15 protein-coding genes are annotated in these 16,182 nt (G+C 40.2%); 9 read left to right on the forward strand and 6 right to left on the reverse strand.

Going from position 1 to position 16,182, the window contains the following annotated elements; genetic code table 11:
- Positions 1-91 precede the first annotated feature (91 nt).
- Positions 92-964: a universal stress protein gene (locus R2Q78_RS13740; RefSeq protein ID WP_316792831.1), complete on the forward strand. Its 873-nt coding sequence runs from the start codon at positions 92-94 to the stop codon at positions 962-964.
- Positions 965-976: 12 nt separating this feature from the next.
- Here R2Q78_RS13740 and R2Q78_RS13745 read toward each other — a convergent pair whose 3' ends face one another.
- Positions 977-1,609, reverse strand: a complete 633-nt coding sequence (locus R2Q78_RS13745) for a DUF6266 family protein (RefSeq protein ID WP_316793562.1) — start codon at positions 1,607-1,609, stop codon at positions 977-979.
- A gap of 1,361 nt (positions 1,610-2,970) precedes the next feature.
- On the opposite strand from R2Q78_RS13745, the gene R2Q78_RS13750 reads away from it, so the two are divergent.
- The 3 genes from R2Q78_RS13750 to R2Q78_RS13760 all read left to right on the forward strand — a co-directional run bounded on the left by R2Q78_RS13750 (position 2,971) and on the right by R2Q78_RS13760 (position 6,861).
- Positions 2,971-3,828: a hypothetical protein gene (locus tag R2Q78_RS13750; protein ID WP_316792835.1), complete on the forward strand. Its 858-nt coding sequence runs from the start codon at positions 2,971-2,973 to the stop codon at positions 3,826-3,828.
- A gap of 115 nt (positions 3,829-3,943) precedes the next feature.
- On the forward strand, positions 3,944-4,576 hold the full coding sequence (locus R2Q78_RS13755; RefSeq protein ID WP_316792837.1) for a hypothetical protein: 633 nt from the start codon (positions 3,944-3,946) through the stop codon (positions 4,574-4,576).
- 119 nt (positions 4,577-4,695) lie between these two features.
- Complete coding sequence (locus R2Q78_RS13760) at positions 4,696-6,861, forward strand: carboxy terminal-processing peptidase (protein WP_316792840.1); 2,166 nt, start codon at positions 4,696-4,698, stop codon at positions 6,859-6,861.
- A 67-nt stretch (positions 6,862-6,928) separates the two neighbouring features.
- On the opposite strand, the gene R2Q78_RS13765 is transcribed toward R2Q78_RS13760, so the two are convergent.
- Entirely contained in the window at positions 6,929-7,864 is a 936-nt protein-coding gene (locus R2Q78_RS13765) for an SPFH domain-containing protein (protein ID WP_316792842.1), read from the reverse strand.
- A gap of 124 nt (positions 7,865-7,988) precedes the next feature.
- Here R2Q78_RS13765 and R2Q78_RS13770 point away from each other — a divergent pair, with 124 nt between their 5' ends.
- Positions 7,989-8,174, forward strand: coding sequence for a hypothetical protein (locus R2Q78_RS13770; RefSeq protein WP_316792843.1), 186 nt, complete (start codon positions 7,989-7,991; stop codon positions 8,172-8,174).
- On the opposite strand, the gene R2Q78_RS13775 is transcribed toward R2Q78_RS13770, so the two are convergent.
- Positions 8,175-9,275, reverse strand: coding sequence for a CapA family protein (locus R2Q78_RS13775; RefSeq protein WP_316792845.1), 1,101 nt, complete (start codon positions 9,273-9,275; stop codon positions 8,175-8,177).
- Positions 9,276-9,281: 6 nt separating this feature from the next.
- On the reverse strand, positions 9,282-9,836 hold the full coding sequence (locus tag R2Q78_RS13780) for a C40 family peptidase (RefSeq protein ID WP_136835997.1): 555 nt from the start codon (positions 9,834-9,836) through the stop codon (positions 9,282-9,284).
- Positions 9,837-10,232: 396 nt separating this feature from the next.
- Between R2Q78_RS13780 and pdhA the strand changes: the two genes are divergently transcribed.
- The 3 genes from pdhA to hisS all read left to right on the forward strand — a co-directional run bounded on the left by pdhA (position 10,233) and on the right by hisS (position 14,393).
- On the forward strand, positions 10,233-11,228 hold the full coding sequence (gene pdhA, locus R2Q78_RS13785) for a pyruvate dehydrogenase (acetyl-transferring) E1 component subunit alpha (RefSeq protein WP_136835996.1): 996 nt from the start codon (positions 10,233-10,235) through the stop codon (positions 11,226-11,228).
- A 28-nt stretch (positions 11,229-11,256) separates the two neighbouring features.
- The gene (locus R2Q78_RS13790) at positions 11,257-12,921 is read left to right on the forward strand and encodes a pyruvate dehydrogenase complex dihydrolipoamide acetyltransferase (RefSeq protein ID WP_316792850.1); all 1,665 of its coding nucleotides are present in this window, start codon (positions 11,257-11,259) and stop codon (positions 12,919-12,921) included.
- Positions 12,922-13,010: 89 nt separating this feature from the next.
- A complete protein-coding gene (gene hisS, locus R2Q78_RS13795; RefSeq protein ID WP_316792852.1) occupies positions 13,011-14,393 on the forward strand; it encodes a histidine--tRNA ligase in 1,383 nt (460 codons plus the stop codon).
- Between the two features lie 14 nt (positions 14,394-14,407).
- Here the strand turns inward: hisS and R2Q78_RS13800 are convergent, their stop codons facing one another.
- Positions 14,408-14,884 (reverse strand): nuclear transport factor 2 family protein, encoded by a 477-nt coding sequence (locus R2Q78_RS13800; protein ID WP_316792853.1) that lies wholly within the window; start codon positions 14,882-14,884, stop codon positions 14,408-14,410.
- Between the two features lie 126 nt (positions 14,885-15,010).
- Here R2Q78_RS13800 and R2Q78_RS13805 point away from each other — a divergent pair, with 126 nt between their 5' ends.
- Positions 15,011-15,781 (forward strand): Ku protein, encoded by a 771-nt coding sequence (locus tag R2Q78_RS13805; protein ID WP_316792857.1) that lies wholly within the window; start codon positions 15,011-15,013, stop codon positions 15,779-15,781.
- Here R2Q78_RS13805 and R2Q78_RS13810 read toward each other — a convergent pair.
- Positions 15,778-16,170 carry a response regulator transcription factor gene (locus tag R2Q78_RS13810; protein WP_316792860.1) on the reverse strand — a complete coding sequence of 131 codons (393 nt, stop codon included), beginning with the start codon at positions 16,168-16,170 and terminating at the stop codon, positions 15,778-15,780. The genes R2Q78_RS13805 and R2Q78_RS13810 overlap by 4 nt on opposite strands.
- Positions 16,171-16,182 lie beyond the last annotated feature (12 nt).

Below are 16,182 nucleotides of genomic sequence, written 5' to 3' on the forward strand. Positions count from 1 at the left end.
CAGCGGTTTAAGTGATCGCTGTCATTATTTGAGCGGATAAAAATCCCGAACTTTATGTCAGTCATTTAGTTGATTATCAAATAACTGAGTCATGAAGACCATCGTAGTTCCAACAGATTTTTCTAAGCCGGCAGGTGATGCAGCTAAATATGCATTGCATATTGCCAAATACCTGAAATCGAATATTAAGCTTTGCCATGCTTTTATGGTACCGGTTGATGCAACTGTTGCCGGACAGGTTGTCTGGCCTTTGTACAACTATGAGTCTATATTTAAGGATGTTTCAGAAGAACTGGATGTCTTAGCTAAAGACCTGATGCAGGAAAGCAGGGAGCTGAATTTTCCAAATACCTTTAAGCCGGTGGTGGAGCATACGGCAGAGCCGGGCGGGGCGGTTGAATTGATAAACCGGCTGGTGAAAGAAGAGCATGCTGGGCTTGTGGTGATGGGGATGTCTGGTGCAGGAGCAATCACGAAGTTCTTTACCGGTAGCGTAAGCAGGTCTTTGATCGAAAATAGTACATCTCCCATACTGCTGATTCCCGGAGGGTGTGAATTTAAAGAGGTCAAAAAAATTGCTTTTGCTACTGATCTGGATAAACGGGACATCGAAATCATTCATACACTAGTTGGCTTTGCACGTCATTTTAATGCCGAGCTGGTGGTGGTACATGTTGATCATGATCCGAAGCATTACGATGCTAAAAAGGCAGATCGATTTTTAAATGAGGTAACCTGTAAGATCAACTATGATAAGATCTATTACCGGGAAATCAGCAGTGCTAATGTGAATGACGGGTTGCAATGGCTTAGTGAACATGGCTGGATAGATATACTGGTGATGGTACACCGGCCACACAGTTTTATGGACAAGTTGATCAGGGGTAGTTTTACCAAGAAGCAGGCAGGAAGCGTGAAGATTCCTTTGCTGGTCTTGCCTGAAGGATTAACTGCTGTGTTGTAAGAAGGTTATGCTTTATTGGTTAATACTTCCTACCCATACGCTATCACTTACACTCAACCTGTCATCTCCTACAAAAGCAATGTAGGCATGTATGGTCTGTTCCAGTAGCTCTGAAGCTAAAGGGAAGAAGTCTCTAAGCTCGCTTCTCCTTGCTCCGCTTAAATCAAATATGGCAGTTTTGCTTTCGGGGAAATAGAGGAGAAGCATAGCCCTATTGCACAGGTCAGCGTAGTCCATATCCGCAGGCACCTGCCATGTAAATTCAATGCCATTTGGAAGTTTGTTAATTGCTGGTGATAAGGCAGGAGGCAAATCGCCTTTGCTTAGCAGTGCCTTGCTGTAATCCATTGCTATATTCGGATACTCACCCTGCAAGGCAAACCGCTTGTTATAGGAAACTGCTTCATTGTGCTGGTTGCGGTCTGTGCCTTGTACTGCAAATGCAAAGCCCAGTTTGATGAAAGGCAGAATAGGTTTTAAGAAAGCATTTACTACTGCCATTTTCTGATAATTCGCAAGCTTTGGTTTGGTAGGAGGCTTTGTCGTTTCTCCTAATTCGCGAACTACGTTTTTCCCGTTTAGTGTGTAACTAACCAGATTGCCTACTTTGCCTCTTAGATTGGAGATTCCGGCAATAGTGTTCAGTCCTTTTCAGACCAAAGTGTCCACTTTAATTTTGCCAGACAGCAGCCGTAGTTTTTGGATGGGGTATGCTCCGTATCCAGGCAGATCCATCGGCGTAAAGTAACATTCTCAGCCCCTCATCTCACTCGCTCTACACAAAACCTTTCTCAATCAAAAATTCTGACCATTAGCGCTTCACTACGCTCTTAAAATCAGAATTACCACCAAGAGTTCAGACTCTAACAGAAATCCATCTAATGCACTTAAAATCAGTCAAGTGGATAGTTTGCAGATTATTTATTGCACACTTTGAAGCGAAATGAGTGGACAGCAGGTTTCAAAATTACCTGGCTACTATTGCCGAAACCTCCATCTATATCTCTGGAGGGATGACACCTCGATTTCTGTAAAGCAGAACGGCGTGTTTTTGTCAAACTATCTTTCACTATGGCCCAAGCTGAAAAAAAAGGATGAAGAAAAAGCAGTTGTTTTTTTAGAACCCTATATAAATTACATGAAGCTTGTTCAATAAAACACTAATTATGAGAAATCATGATTAGTGTTTTTCTCTGCATCTAAATCGGTATAGAACAAGTATTATAAACTCTATTGGTAGCGATTTTTGGCTATAGCTTATTTCCATTCGCGTCATAAACATAACTGGTCACCCCGGGAAGCTGAAATAAAGCACTGATATTACCGGAATAGGTATCGTTGACCGAACCAGGCCTATTACCCGTAGTTGTGTAATCGTAACTTAGCTCATCAACTAGGGAGCAGGTTGTGGAAATTGTGGTAGACGTGTTGAAGAGTATCTTGAGTGCGTGGGTTTCAAAACGCCTCAACCGTGGTGCGCGGCCTTTTTGAGTTATTGATTTAAAGAGGCTGGGTATAGTAGACCGAGGACGGCGTGGAGTCCTGCGTTGTTTCCGAAGGAGAGGTTGATAATAGATTTGCTTCGCAGAGCTCGTGGAGGACTCGGTTCATCGAAACTCGGAATGACAAAAGGATGCGTTACAAAAGGACCATTCATTCCTTTGCAGATTGGGTAAAGGAATAATTTATATATTTGAGATAACGTTATTATACTTAATGAAATTTACACTCTCAAAATCCATCCTTCGGATTATTTTTTCTTTGTCCTTTATTGTGTCTATTGTTTCTTGCCAAAAGGATGATAATCAGTTAAACCAAAAGCAAATAAACAAGGCTATGATTGCTGATGCTATATATGATTACTTATGAGATCGATAATATTATTTGCCATTGCATTCTGGGGTTCATCTTGCTATGGACAAAAGTACCTCATCTTTGAAAGACATGAAGGTAAGAATGATATAAAGTTTGAATCAAATATTGGGTTGTCTCAGAATGAATCTATTGTGAAATCAGGAGATACTACTTTGCATTTATTTAACTATTATTTTACATCGCATCCAAAAGATCTTACACCGTTGAATGTTAAGGAGCTAAGTAAAAGCATTCAGGGTTTAAAATATGTTTATAACGATATACTTGTCACTGCGGTTCCGATCATAAAGCCTGGGGATACTTTAAAGTATACTCAAATAGATCCCCAAAAAATATCGTCTTTAACGATTATTGATAAATTGGCACTTTTAAAACAGGCAATTGCACCGATTTATGCGCATGCTACAACAAGAAATTTTGAAATGCCAGCGCTAAAAACACTGGAATATAACCTTATCATTAAACAAGGTAAGCAGTATTTCAAAATTAGTCAGCCAGTGTTAGTAGTTTATAACCTTATCTGTAATAATATGATATATTTCCCTAATCAATTTAAAGATGGGATTCTAACTGCTTCAGATAAATATAGCAAAGGCTATAATATGGGTGATTTTAAAGAAATTGCAGATGAAACCAAAAATGCCTTTATATGGAAGGAACTGGAGAATAGAACATATTTGTCCGAAACGGTGAGAAATAATCCTTTTAATCTTAAAATATTTAGTTATTGGGAATTTCTAAATGCTGATGTTGAAAGTATAAAGCTTAATCCAGCCGTGTTAAAGCAATATCATCCTGGATTAGGTAGTTTTGATCTCCTACCTAAAGTGGGAATAGTGAATTGTACAATGGACTACTACCTTACTGGAAAAATCCTGTTTAATCAAAAAAGCAGATTTAAAATAATGACAGTTAATGGCAAAACACCTCAATCATTTGGTAAACTATATCAACCTGAAAGATCAAATGAAATCAAGGCAGTAGAATAATACAATAAAACACTAATTAGGAGAAATCATGATTGTTTAATACTTTTGTTATATCTTTAGGGCAATGAATAAGAGTTGGTTAGCAATTATTTTTCTGGTTATTTCTAACCGGGCAATGACACAAACAAGCCATTTTGTGCCGCCGCAGGAACCGCCTGTCAGCAGCGCGATTAACATTGCGGTGTCTAGTCTGGATGAAGAAGATGGCAATGCCTATTTTGCAGAAGCGGAGAAAAACGAAAAGAAGGGCGATTATGATGAGGCGATAACTTTGTTTGGAAAGGCTGCTTTTGAATACAATAGCTCTAAACAATTTAGTCGTTACGGAACTGCTTTGATGCGATTGAGTAATGTTCATTATCTGCAGTCTCATTATACAGAGGCAGAGCAGGTTGTGTTGAATGTCGCCTTGAAAAACTATTCAAAGATTGGCAGTAAAACAGGGCAAATGGAGTCATATAGTCAGTTGGGGAAAATTTACCTGGCCTCAAATAAACTTACCCAATCTATGTGGTTTTATACACAGCAGGGTATCCTTGCCAAGCAAATAGGAAGTAACAATAGTTACATAGAGTCTGTTCTTGGTCTTGCGCATGTTAAGATTAGGAAAAAGGAATACACAATGGCTTCCAGAGATATAAACCGGGCTGAATTATTGGCCAGATCGGCAAATACAAGTGTGTTTAAAAACCAGATCAGGGAAGCCAGAGCTTTGATTCCTGCCAAAGCAACGATAAGAAAGTCTTAATAATTTTACTAAGTTTACAGAAAAGAGACAGTAATAATCCTGTCTCTTTTCTGTTTATTTGTGAAATTGGTATCATATTAGTGTGGAATATAAAAATGGATTTTAAAATTGTTAAAGAGATGTTAAAGAGAATATTATTGGTAACCTTTACCGCCGCTGTACTTGCATGTCAAGCTGCACCGAAACCACAGCAAATGGTTCAGGGTGTAACTAATATTGTGCCTGACGAAAAACAATCACTTGTTGTAAAAGAAATTGTGTCACTAATAGAGCGCTACAATTATAAGAAGATACAAGTCAATGATTCTATATCCTCTCTCGTATTGGATAAGTACATTAAAGATCTTGACCCGTACCGTTATTATTTCCAGGATTCAGATATCAAAGAATTTGAGAAATTCAGGTATGAACTGGACGATAATTTTAGAATTGGAGACCTGAATGCCCCTTTTTATATATTTAACGTTTATCTGAAAAGATATAACGAGTATATCAATTACGCTTTGGCCCAGATCAAAACGAAACAGGATTTTAGCCAGAATGATACCTATACTTTTGACCGTGAAAAAATGCCATGGGCAGTTTCTACGACTGCTTTAAATGACATCTGGAAAAAAAGGGTAAAGTATGAGCTTGTGAACCTGAAAATCTCAGGTACTGCAGATGAGAAAAATGTGGAAGGCCTGACCAAACGTTATGAAAGTCTGAAATCACAATCATCTAAAATCAATAACCAGGACGTTTTCCAGATGATCATGGATGCGTTTACAGAAACGATTGATCCGCATACCAACTATTTTAACCCAGCGAATGCACAGGCGTTTAATGAAGATATGGCACGTTCATTTGAAGGTATCGGTGCCAGATTACAATTGGAGAATGAAGTGTTAAAAATAGGGGAAGTAATTCCCGGCGGACCTGCTTTTAAAAGTAAATTGCTGAGTGCAGGTGACAGAATCATTGGTGTAGCCCAGGGAAGTGGAGAGTTTGAAGACATTACCGGCTGGAGAATAGAAAACTCGGTAGCTAAAATAAAAGGTCCGAAAGGAACTAAAGTGAGACTAAAAATTATTCCTGCAGGTCAGGAGTTGTCTGCTAAACCAGTGATCATTGAACTGGTAAGGGAGAAAATAGTGATGGAAGATCAGAGTGCAAAGAAAAAGGTGAGGACGATCCAGTCGAACGGAAAAGCATACAAAATTGGGATCATCACGGTACCTGCTTTTTATGCTGATTTTAAAGCCGCAAGAGCTGGTGACCCTAACTTTAAAAGTACAACACGTGATGTGAGGTTACTGATTGATACGCTGAAGAATAAAGATAAGGTAGATGCGATTGTGATGGATCTTAGGGCAAACGGTGGCGGTTCATTAACGGAATCTATAGACCTTACGGGATTGTTTATCGATAAAGGCCCTGTTGTTCAGGTTAAAGATTTAAGAAACGACATTGAAGTTCATGAAGATAAAAGTAATGGTGTAGCATGGAGCGGACCTTTTGGAGTGATGGTAGACAGACTAAGTGCTTCTGCTTCTGAAATCTTTGCAGGTGCTATTCAGGATTATGGAAGAGGCATAATTATGGGTACACAGACTTATGGAAAAGGAACTGTACAGTCTTCTATCAACATGAATGAATTGGTTAACCCGTCAATGTTACAGAAGTTAGCTGCGTTGGTTAGCAGTGGTAAAGTTAAAGCCTTACCTGGTGGGAAGGAAGATCCAACTCCTCAGCTTGGACAGATTAACCTGACTATGGCTAAGTTTTATCGTGTAAATGGTAGTAGCACACAACATAAAGGTGTGATGCCTGATATCCAGTTCCCATCGTTATATCCAATGGATAAGATTGGTGAGGATACGGAAAAATCTGCATTGCCTTGGGATGTAATTTCAAAATCTAACTATACCCCCGTTGCAAATCTAAGTCCGGTTAAGCCAGAGCTGGTGAAACTTCACAAAGAAAGAATGGCAAAATCATTGGATTATAAAATGCTGCAGGAAGATCTCGCTGAGGTGAAGAAACGTGATGGTGAAGTTTCTGTAAGTTTAAATCAGGCCAAACTGAAAGCTGAACGTGATAGCCTTGAGGCTAAATCGCTTGCGAGAACCAACCTGCTTAGGGCTTCAAGAGGGTTGCCTGCATTGAAAAAAGGAGATAAGATCAAGAAAGAAGAAAGCTTTGATTTTATTGAAGATGAGAGCTTGCAGGTAATGGGAGATTTGATGCGTATGACAAATTCCAATGGAAAGGATGTTGTGAAAACTGTACAGCAAAAGTTTTAATCCTTAATTCGAGGATATAAAAAGAGGGGCTTCTGATCAGAAGCCCCTCTTTTTATATCGGTGTTTTTTATTTAGAAGATTTGCTTGCTTCTTTTTGAATTTGCATGGCCATCATCTCTTTCATAGTGCGGTTCATCCCTTCTGTAGAACCATCCAGGAAGATCACATTCCCTTCACTGTTTTCTGCAAATTGTTTGATAGATTCAGTCCACATGGTGAAGAGGATAACAGAAATATCCAGGTTCGCTTCTTCCATTTCCTGAGCAGCTTTTGTCATACCGTGGGCTACCTCTGCACGGAACAGCGCGATACCTTGTCCCCTTAACTGAGCTGCTTCACGTTCTGCTGCGGCTGCAATTTTGATGGCATTACCATCGGCCTCAGCTCCTTTTGTTTTGGTGATTAAAAGGGCCTGACCTTCATTTTCGGCAGCAGCTTTTAAGTTGTTTGATGCAACTACACGGCTCATTGAACGCATGATCTCTTCATCAAATGTAATGTCGTTCAGCTGAAGGTCCTGGAGATGATAACCCCAGCTTTCCAGTACCTGGTCGATCTGGTGTTTTACATGCTCTACAATTTCATTTCGCTGGGCAAGTACATTTGCTTGCTTCTGTGTAGCTACATAAGCCCTGATAGAGCCTTCGATAGTACGGATCAATGCCTGCATTAAGTTGGTAGAGTCAACGAACTTAAAGGCAACATTTTTTATGGTTTCTTCATCGTGATTGATGACAGAATAGAGCAGCATTGCTTTAAAATATACATTGGCCTGATCCTGGGTCACGGCCTGAAAGGACAGTTCAACAGATCGGTTTTGTATAGAGATCCTGGAGTGGATGTTTTCTATAATTGGTATTTTGAGGCTTAAGCCCGGGCTTAATAATCTCCTGTATTTTCCGAAGACTGTAATAACTGCAATAGTACCTTGTTTAACCGTAACAAACGAACTAAAAAGGATAACTAAAGCAAAAAATAGAACGATGTAAAGTGTGTAATCCATAGCGTTTTTTTATAGTGATAATGAAATATCATCAAGATACGAACAATTCGGTGGTTTATCAGGAAATATATGGAGAATACTGGGCACAGATATTGCTTTGTACTCGTATCTAAAGAAATCTACTATGAATGTTAAACGTACTTTTGGAACTATCCTTACCATTTTAGGGATAATCGGGCTGATCTATGCAGGCTATGGCTTTATGAATAAATCGATACAAACCAGAGAACTTGCTGTGGTGGGTGTCATTTCGATTATATTCTTTGTTTCTGGTATAGGCCTGGTTAAAAATACGAAGGACGAAGCCTGATCAATTCCTTATACGGATACGACCTTTTTCTGAGAAGTCGAGCTTGTTTCCGGGAAAGTCTGTATTGGTAAGGAACCGGATCTTATAGAAGGCAGTATGATTGGTATCTATTGTTAGTTTATTGATCTTGTCCTGTTTTACGGATACGATGTCTGCAAAAAGAAAATCTCCTTTGCTGTTGATCTTAAGCTGTAGCAGGGGAGCAAATCCGTTTGGTCCCTTGAGGCTGAACATTCCGTAGGTATTGAAATTTCCGAGGCTGTAAGCAATGAATTTATTTTTATAGAGTTCAACCGCCCGGGTTACATGTGGGCCGTGACCAAGTACAACATCTGCTCCTGCATCTATCACGGCATGTGCAAATGCATAAACGTTGCCGCGGTTTTCTTTATAAAAGATTTCATTTTTGCGGGTGATGTGTTCGAATTTAGCACCTTCAGCACCGCCATGGAAAGAAACAATGACAATGTCTGCCTGTGCTTTTAACTCTTTCACCAATCTGACTGCGCTGTCTGTCTTGTTGATGGATACTGTATTCTCATTTGGTGCAAATGCACAAAATGCATATCTGACACTGTCTTTTTCGAAAATTGTAAAAGGATGGGATTGTAATCCCGCATATTTGATATTTAAAGAATCCAGAATCTGTGTCGTTCTTTCGCGGCCTTTTAACCCAAAGTCACCCACATGATTATTTGCTACGCTCATCAGGTTAAAACCAGCATTTTTGATGATTCCGGCGTAGCGTTCCGGCATTCTGAAAGCAAAGCAGCTGTTGCCAATGGTATCTTTGCATTTGGTAGATTTTCCACTGTTTAAAAAGCATCCTTCAAGATTGCCAAAAACAATATCTCCTTTTAGGAATGTGTCTACGTTTTTGAAACTGTGGAGCGCGTCATCTTTAGGGAGGTTTGATTTACTGGGATAAGCAGATCCAATCATGATATCGCCAACAGCGGTGATTGAAATGGTGTCTTTTATGAAACGTGGTGTATCAGGTGTGATCACCTGCTGAATATTGGTCGTATTGCCGGTAGTAGTGCAACTCAGTATTGCCAGGAACATGACAATGCTGAAGAGACTGTTATTTATGATTTTCAAAAACTGTTATTCTTCTACGAGTTCTTCTTTAAGACCTTCAATTATTCTTCCGCCTTTATAGAAGTAACGTGAGTAATAAGGTTCATTTAAATTGCTGATTACTACACCACGTGTTGAAGACGCATGTGCAAAGCGGCTATCACCAAGGTAGATGCCAATATGTGTAATGCTTCTGCTTTTAATTTTGAAAAATACCAGATCACCTTCTTTTAATTCATCTTTTGGTAATGGATTTACCATGCTGAAAATATCGCGTGAGTTTCTTAAGATGGTGGTGTTGAAAACTTTATCGTAAATCGCTTTTGTAAATGCCGAGCAATCAATGCCTTTCTTGGTATTTCCTCCGAAACGGTAAGGAGTTCCAATCCATTCGTAGATGAATTTGTAAAGCTTAACGTTTGAAGTCGCATCCATTGCGACACCCATTACCTGGGAAAAATATTGTGAGGCTAAGTTATCAGGATCTTCTAATTTGCTTGATTCTTTTGTTTTTGTTTGTGCGTTAACGGCCGAAAGGCAGCACAATACAATGAATGATGACAACAAAAACTTTTTTATCATGTTATACTGTTAAGTTTGGGTAAAAAGCACTTACACTTAAACGTACACCACTACGGGCTTATTGTTTGGATGGCAAACATATGTATTTTACAAATGTTATCCAAATACAGGGAAATTTATGTTGAAAGTTATTAACATTTCCACTAAAAGTGCCTTAAATTTTTAGCCATATAAATTTTTGTAAGTAGTGGTTTGGAGACAACTTAAGATGGGATTATCTGTGGTATGTTTGCTTTTTATTTGTCGATATTGAGTTAAGGGTTAATATCGGCTGTTGGATTACAGGCAAAAGGGGCTAAAAATTCTGTAACCTTAGTGTGCATTTTACAATGATTTTTCGATATGTTGCAATAAAAAAGTAGATTTGCTCTCGTAAATAAAAATCAACACCAAACAATGAGTGCAGTAGAAATTAATAAAGATACCTATCTGAAGTGGTTTGAGTCGATGTTGCTGATGCGCAAATTCGAAGAAAAAACTGGACAGCTTTACGGACAACAAAAAATCCGTGGATTCTGTCATTTATATATTGGCCAGGAGGCTGTAGTAGCGGGAGCTATTTCTGCTATGCAAAAAGGAGATTCTATGATTACTACTTACCGTGACCATGCCCAGGCACTGGCTCTTGGTGTAAGTGCTGATAGCATTATGGCAGAAATGTACGGTAAGGCTACTGGCTGCTCTAAAGGAAAAGGTGGTTCAATGCACATGTTCAGCAAAGAGCACAATTTTTACGGCGGACACGGTATCGTAGGAGGTCAGATTCCTTTGGGTGCTGGTATTGCATTTGCCGAAAAATATAAAGGCACTGATAATGTAAATATTTGCTATATGGGTGACGGCGCTGTTCGTCAGGGTGCTTTAAATGAGGCATTCAATATGGCAATGCTTTGGAAACTTCCTGTAGTATTTGTTTGTGAGAACAACTTTTATGCGATGGGAACCTCTGTGGAGCGTACCACCAACATGACTGATATTTACAAAATAGGTTTAGGATTTGATATGCCATGTGCTCCGGTTGATGGTATGGATCCTGTTGCCGTTCATAATGCAATGGATGAAGCAATTCAGCGCGCAAGAGCAGGTGAAGGACCTACTTTCTTAGAGATGAGAACTTACCGCTACCGTGGTCACTCTATGTCTGATCCTGCGAAATACCGCACCAAGGATGAGCTGGAAGAATATAAAGCGAAAGATCCAATTGAGCAGGTGAGAGAGGCAATTCTTAAAGAGAAATATGCTGATCAGGCCTGGATTGAAGAGATTGAAGCTAAAGTGAAACAGATTGTAGACCAGTCTGTGAAATTTGCAGAAGAATCTCCTTGGCCGGAAGCATCAGAACTGTTTACTGATGTTTATGTACAGACAGATTACCCATATCAAGAAATTTAGAACCTCATTTTAATATAGATATTATAGAATGGCTGAAATAGTTAGAATGCCCAAAATGAGCGATACCATGACCGAAGGGGTGATGGCTAAGTGGCATAAAAAAGTTGGCGATAAAATAAAAAGCGGCGATGTTATGGCCGAAGTGGAAACCGATAAGGCAACCATGGATTTAGAATCATATTGGGATGGTACCTTGTTATACGTAGGTGTGGAAGAAGGTAAGGCTGTTCCTGTTGATGCTATAATTGCTGTAATCGGTAAAGAAGGGGAAGATTATAAAGCTGCTCTTGAAGCTGAAAGCGGCGCTGCTGCCCCTGCTCAGGAAGAAAAAGCTGCCCCGGCAACGGAAAAACCAGCTGAGGAGAAAAAAGAAGCTCCAGCTCAATCAGGCGGAGGTCTTTCTGAAGCAGAATTAGAGAAAAAAGGAGTTACGGTAATTCGAATGCCGTTGCTAAGCGATACGATGACTGAAGGCGTAATTGCTGAATGGCATAAGAACGTAGGTGATAAGGTGAAGGATGATGATATCCTGGCTGATGTAGAAACCGATAAGGCGACTATGGAAGTTATGGGATATGCAACCGGTACTTTATTGCATATTGGTGTTGAAAAAGGTGCTGCCGCAAAAGTAAATGGCATTATTGCCATTGTTGGACCGGAAGGAACAGACATTAGTGGTATCCTTGCACAGGGTGATGCTCCGGCAAAACCTGTTGCTGATGCGAAATCTGATGCTCCGGTTGCTGAAAAAGCTGCTGAATCAAAGTCTGAGCCTCAAGAAGAAACTCCTGCTGCTTCAGGCTCTGGGGACCGCGTAAAAGCATCTCCACTGGCTAAAAGAATTGCAAAAGAAAAAGGAATAGACCTTTCACAGGTTGCTGGTAGTGCAGATGGCGGACGTATCATTAAAAAAGATATTGAAAACTTCACGCCTGCTGCGGCAAAAACAGCATCTTCATCAGCTCCGGCTGCGGAGAAAGCTGCGCCAAGCATTCCTCAATATGTAGGTGAAGAGAAATATACAGAGAAACCAGTATCGCAAATGCGTAAGGTGATCGCTAAACGCTTAGCAGAAAGCCTGTTTACTGCTCCACATTTCTACCTGAACATCAGTATTGACATGGACAATGCAATGTCGGCGCGTACTGCCATCAACGCAGTTGCTCCGGTTAAAGTTTCTTTCAATGATATTATCATTAAAGCGGTTGCAGTAGCATTGAAACAACATCCTGCGGTTAACTCATCATGGCGTGGAGATAAAATCCGTTTCAATGAGCATACAAACATCGGTGTAGCAATGGCTGTAGAAGATGGTCTATTGGTGCCTGTTGTTCGTTTTGCTGATGGCAAATCGCTTTCTCACATCTCTGCTGAAGTAAAAGAATACGGTCAGAAAGCAAAAGCTAAGAAATTACAACCTGCAGATTGGGAAGGTTCTACATTTACAGTTTCTAACCTGGGTATGTTTGGTATTGATGAATTTACATCAATCATCAACTCTCCTGATGGTGCGATCCTGTCTGTGGGAGCTATACAGCAAATCCCTGTTGTGAAAAACGGAGCAGTTGTGCCAGGTAATGTAATGAAACTCAGCTTAGGCTGCGATCACCGTGTAGTAGATGGTGCTACAGGTGCTGCTTTCTTACAAACACTTAAAGGATTACTCGAAGAGCCAATCAGGTTATTGGTTTAAATTAACACGATGCGCATAAAAAGGAAGGTTGTTTGCCCATAAAGCAGACAACCTTTTTTTATGCCTGTTAGTTTTTGTACTTTTGCGCCATGTCGAATATCAAACCCTCTTTAGCTAAAGGAACCAGAGATTTTTCTCCTCTGGAAATGGTGAAACGTAATTATATTTTTGATACCATTAAAACGGTATTCAGAAAGTATGGCTATGCGGAGATACAAACTCCTTCAATGGAAAATTTATCTACATTGACCGGCAAGTATGGTGACGAGGGGGATAAGCTGATATTTAAGATTTTGAACAGTGGTGATTACCTCTCTAAGGTAAAGCCGGAAATGCTTGCCCAGGCGCAATCAAATGCAATGATTTCTTCGATTAGTGAAAAGGCTTTGCGTTATGACCTGACGGTGCCTTTTGCCCGTTATGTGGTGATGCACCAAAATGAAATCTCACTGCCCTTTAAACGTTTTCAGGTACAGCCGGTATGGCGTGCCGACAGGCCGCAAAAGGGACGCTATAGGGAGTTTTATCAGTGCGACGTAGATGTTGTAGGGTCTGATAGTTTATTGAACGAGGCGGAGTTTATATTGATCTACCAGGAAGCATTGAGTAATCTGGGATTGAAAGACTTTACCATCAAGATTAATAACCGTAAGATTCTGTCTGGGATAGCGGAAGTAATTGGTAAGCCTGAGCTGATCATAGACATGACTGTGGCGATTGATAAGCTGGATAAGATCGGCCTGGATGGCGTTACGAGGGAGCTGATTGAACGTGGTTTTACCGAGCAGGACATCGAGAAATTAAAACCGGTTATTTTGCTGGAAGGTACTAATGAACAAAAGCTGGAAAGTTTGAAAAATGTCCTTGGAACTTCTGCAACAGGCTTAGCGGGAATTCAGGAAATAGAGACTGTGTTTGATTATGTAAAAGCGATGCTTGGCTCAGGATCAGTCCTGAATCCGGATGTTGAACTGGACATTACACTGGCGCGCGGACTAAACTACTATACTGGCTGTATCTTCGAGGTAAAAACCAATGAAGTGGCGATGGGAAGTATTGGCGGCGGAGGGAGATATGATGACCTTACAGGTATGTTTGGCTTAAAAGGCCTCACTGGCGTAGGTGTATCATTTGGTGCAGACAGGATTTATGACGTATTGCATGAACTGAATCTTTTCCCGGAGTCTGCAGCTGCCGGTACGAAGGTACTTATCAGTAACTTCGACAAGGATGCTGAAAAATATGCTTTGCCCATCTTACAGCAACTTCGTGCTGCGGGTATTGCTGCAGAGCTTTATCCATCGTCAGCAAAGCTAAAAAAGCAAATGAGCTATGCCGATGATAAGCACATTCCGTATGTAATCCTGATCGGTAGTGATGAAATGCAGAGCGGTGAGCTGACTTTGAAGGATATGCAGAGCGGACAGCAGGAGAAATTATCTGTTGAAGCTATAGTTGCTCTACTAAAATAGGTTGCCTGATTTATTTAGGGAGCAGGGTTAGCAAGCATATAGTTCTCCAGATTCTTCTTTGCAGTTTTACTTATTTTATTTCTGAGGAAAGGCGTCCAGCCAAGAAGCAGGCCTGTAAAACCAAGTGCTTGTCTTGACCAGTTATAGAAGCTAAAATGATCTCTGTGTGCTATAATTTTTCCATCCCGGATTTCAAAAGAAGCTTTGATACGATTCAACACCTTGTTTCCTGTCAGTGAGAAAGTATACCAGGCATCCCATTCTGCAGTTGCACCATCTTCAGTCCCTTTAATATTTCTGAATTCCATTCTCATATCCTTGCCATTTTTAATGAGCATTGCCCACATTGCACGGACTTGCTCTGCATTTAGGTTGGTAAATACAGGGTCGCTAAAAGTGGCATTGTCTGCGTAGCAATTCTGCATAGCTGGTACATCCTTCTGCTGAAAGCTAAGGTAAAAATGATTAATAAGCTCTTCGTTGCTGTTCATGGGACATTTATTGTATCCATCTAATTTAGTGATAAGATTTGCATTTAGGTTGATTTGGAGCGTATTACTATTATTGGTTTGAAACAATGCATTGAAACGCTTGTTAGTATTGTAAAATACGATGATATGAAAGCAATTTGGAAAGGCTCCATAGGATTTGGACTGGTTAATATACCTGTAAAGCTTTTCTCGGCAGTTCAAAATAGTAATCTTGATTTTGATATGCTGGATGAAAAAGATCATTCCAGGATTAAGTTTAAACGGATCAACGAGCAGACCCGAAAAGAGGTGCCTTTTGATAAAATAGTCAAAGGTTATCTGCTCAATGAAAAATATGTGATCCTGGATGATGAGGATTTTCAGGATGCCAGCCCCGAGAAAACCAAAATGATTGAACTGGAGAACTTTGTGGATATTAATGAAATCAATCCAATATATTATGAGACCTCTTATTACACGCAGCCCGAAACGCAGGGAAAAAAGGCCTATGCTTTATTGGTAAAGGCACTGGTCAAATCTCAAAAAGCAGGGGTTGCCCGTTTTGTCTTGAGAAGTACGGAAAACTTATGTGTAATACACCCAATGGGAGATGTACTGGTGATTACCAAGATTCGGTTTCCGGAAGAAATCCGTTCTACTGAGGATATTAATGTGCCGTCGATAAGTACAATCACCAAAAAGGAACTGGACGTAGGACTGGCTTTAATCAAACAATATACGGCTGAGTTCAATATTGAAAGTTTCCATGATGAATACAGTCGCGAGCTTTTAAAAATTATAAAGACCAAGGCAAAAGGAAAACGCGCTACGGTTAAAAAATTGAAACCGCGTGAGGAGTTAAGTGATGATCTGTACGGTCAATTGATGCGGAGTTTGGATAAGAAAAAAGGAGCTTAATAGGTCTTTCCGGCAAGGATTCCCTCGATTCTGTCCAGTAGGTCGTCTATGTCGAACGGTTTTGCTAAAAAACCATTTGGTTTATATTCGCCATGCTGGATGTTTTCTTGAGTATAGCGTGCAGAGATGAGTAGTACAGGGATGTGTTCTGTTTTGATATTGGTGCGCAGTTGTTTTAATATATCTCTGCCGTCACCGTCAGGAAGCATGATGTCCAGGATCACTAGGTCAGGCTCAGACTCCTGAATGTGTGCCATCATATCAATACTTTTATTGAGGCCGGTCACCTTGTAAGCTTCGCTTTGCAGGATCAAAGTGATGACATCGAGGATTGCATGGTTATCCTCAATTACCAGTATATTTTTGTAAACTATGGAGCCTATTGCCAAAATGAGATTCTT

The sequence above is a fragment of the Pedobacter frigoris genome (assembly GCF_032678645.1).
GTDB classification, from domain to species: Bacteria; Bacteroidota; Bacteroidia; order Sphingobacteriales; family Sphingobacteriaceae; genus Pedobacter; species Pedobacter frigoris_A.

Coding starts and splice junctions, on each gene's coding strand:
- R2Q78_RS13740 (WP_316792831.1), top strand. CDS start 92: ATGAAGACCATCGTAGTTCCAACAGATTTTTCTAAGCCGGCAGGTGAT.
- R2Q78_RS13755 (WP_316792837.1), top strand. CDS start 3,944: ATGACACAAACAAGCCATTTTGTGCCGCCGCAGGAACCGCCTGTCAGC.
- R2Q78_RS13760 (WP_316792840.1), top strand. CDS start 4,696: ATGTTAAAGAGAATATTATTGGTAACCTTTACCGCCGCTGTACTTGCA.
- R2Q78_RS13765 (WP_316792842.1), bottom strand. CDS start 7,864: ATGGATTACACACTTTACATCGTTCTATTTTTTGCTTTAGTTATCCTT.
- R2Q78_RS13770 (WP_316792843.1), top strand. CDS start 7,989: ATGAATGTTAAACGTACTTTTGGAACTATCCTTACCATTTTAGGGATA.
- R2Q78_RS13780 (WP_136835997.1), bottom strand. CDS start 9,836: ATGATAAAAAAGTTTTTGTTGTCATCATTCATTGTATTGTGCTGCCTT.
- pdhA (WP_136835996.1), top strand. CDS start 10,233: ATGAGTGCAGTAGAAATTAATAAAGATACCTATCTGAAGTGGTTTGAG.
- R2Q78_RS13790 (WP_316792850.1), top strand. CDS start 11,257: ATGGCTGAAATAGTTAGAATGCCCAAAATGAGCGATACCATGACCGAA.
- hisS (WP_316792852.1), top strand. CDS start 13,011: ATGTCGAATATCAAACCCTCTTTAGCTAAAGGAACCAGAGATTTTTCT.
- R2Q78_RS13800 (WP_316792853.1), bottom strand. CDS start 14,884: ATGAACAGCAACGAAGAGCTTATTAATCATTTTTACCTTAGCTTTCAG.
- R2Q78_RS13805 (WP_316792857.1), top strand. CDS start 15,011: ATGAAAGCAATTTGGAAAGGCTCCATAGGATTTGGACTGGTTAATATA.